Origin of the sequence: Streptomyces sp. NPDC056224 (assembly GCF_042267665.1) — a bacterium.
In the GTDB taxonomy this organism is placed as follows: Bacteria; Actinomycetota; Actinomycetes; order Streptomycetales; family Streptomycetaceae; genus Streptomyces.
The window spans coordinates 1-1,406 of record NZ_JBHJTK010000112.1 but is presented as its reverse complement, the minus strand read 5'-3'; the positions used below and the strand labels follow the sequence as shown (position 1 = coordinate 1,406).

Annotated in this window: 1 protein-coding gene; it reads right to left on the bottom strand. The window is 67.3% G+C overall.

Annotation, left to right across the window (positions count from 1 at the left end; translation table 11 throughout):
* Positions 1 to 165: 165 nt before the first annotated feature.
* Positions 166 to 1,350, bottom strand: coding sequence for an IS701 family transposase (locus ACFCZ1_RS38525; RefSeq protein ID WP_376682914.1), 1,185 nt, complete (start codon positions 1,348 to 1,350; stop codon positions 166 to 168).
* Positions 1,351 to 1,406 lie beyond the last annotated feature (56 nt).

The following is a 1,406-nucleotide window of genomic DNA, read 5'->3' as shown; positions in this document are numbered from 1 at the left end:
TCTAGTACTGCAACGGTGTTTGCCGTGACGGTTTGTTGGCTTCTGGCGGTGTGTGACCGCGTCGTTTGTAGTGGCTGACACGTGCCTGGAACTGTCGTCGCCGTCGCCAGTGTGACCAGTGCAGGACGTGGTCGGTGCTTGGGCGAGGTCGGGTGAGGCGGTGGATCAGGCGTCGGAGTTCGGGGAGGGTGAGGGGGATGAGCTGGGAGGATCCGTTTCTGCTTTCCCGGTGTCGAGTTCGCGGGCCCGCAGGACGGTGAGGCAGGCGTGGGCGGCCATGGCCAGGGTCATGTGGCGGTGCCAGCCGTCGTAGCGGCGGACCTGGTAGTCGTCCAGGCCGCACTCTTGTTTCGCGGTCTGGAAGCATTCCTCGACCGCCCACCGGCTGCCCGCGATGCGGATCAGCTCGTCCAGTGTGGTTTCGGCCGGGCAGTAGGCGATGTAGTAGGAGATCTCCTCGGGCCTGCGGACGCTTCGGCGGGCGATCACCCAGTGCCGGCGGTCCTCGCGGTGCCAGGGACGGACCTCGACCCTGGCCCAGTCATAGACCCGCGGGCCGTGGGCGCCGTTGCCGCAGGAACGGCGCTTCCACTTCTGCCGGGGCAGCCCGGGGAACAGGTCGTGGACGGGGTGGTCCATGGCCCAGCGGGTGACGACGGTGTCGTGCCGGGTGGTGGCCATGACGTGGAAGATGTCGGCCCGCTCGAGCTCGGTGCGCCAGCCCTTGGAGAACCCGTAGGCGGCGTCCGCGGTCACCCACCGGAACGGGATCCGGTCCGTGATCGCCCGGCGGACCATGGCTTTGGCCATCACCACTTTCGTCTCGAAGGCGACAGTGTCGTGGATGCCGGCGGCCCGGCACCGGTCGCGGTCATCCGTCCATGACGTGGGCAGATAGAGGCGGCGGTCGATCAGGGTGCGGCCACGGCCGCCGGCATAGGCGAGGAACACCCCGATCTGGGAGTTCTCCGTCCGGCCGGCGGTTCCGGAGTACTGGCGCTGGACCCCGGCCGAGCGGACACCCTTCTTCAGGAACCCGGTGTCGTCCACGATCAGCACCGCATCCGGATCGCCGAGGTGCTCGACGACGTAGTCCCGCACGTCGTCCAGGACCTCGTCCGCGTTCCAGTCGATCCGGTTCAGCAGCCGGTGGATCCGGTCCGGACCCGCATGCCCGGCCTCCTCTGCGAGCGTCCAGCCGTTCTTCCGCTCCAGCGGAGCTATCAGCCCCCGTATATAGGCAAGAGCCGACTCCCGCGGCTCCGACCTGGAGAAACGGTGCACGAAACGCTCATGCAAGGCCTTCAGTTCACCAGCCCACGACCGGGCATCAGTAAGTTCCCCACCCATGAACCGACCAACGACGGACCTGCCCAACCGTCACGGCAAACACCGTTGCAGTACTA

Excerpts from the sequence above, each read along its gene's own strand:
- ACFCZ1_RS38525 (WP_376682914.1), bottom strand. The coding sequence starts at position 1,350 with ATGGGTGGGGAACTTACTGATGCCCGGTCGTGGGCTGGTGAACTGAAG.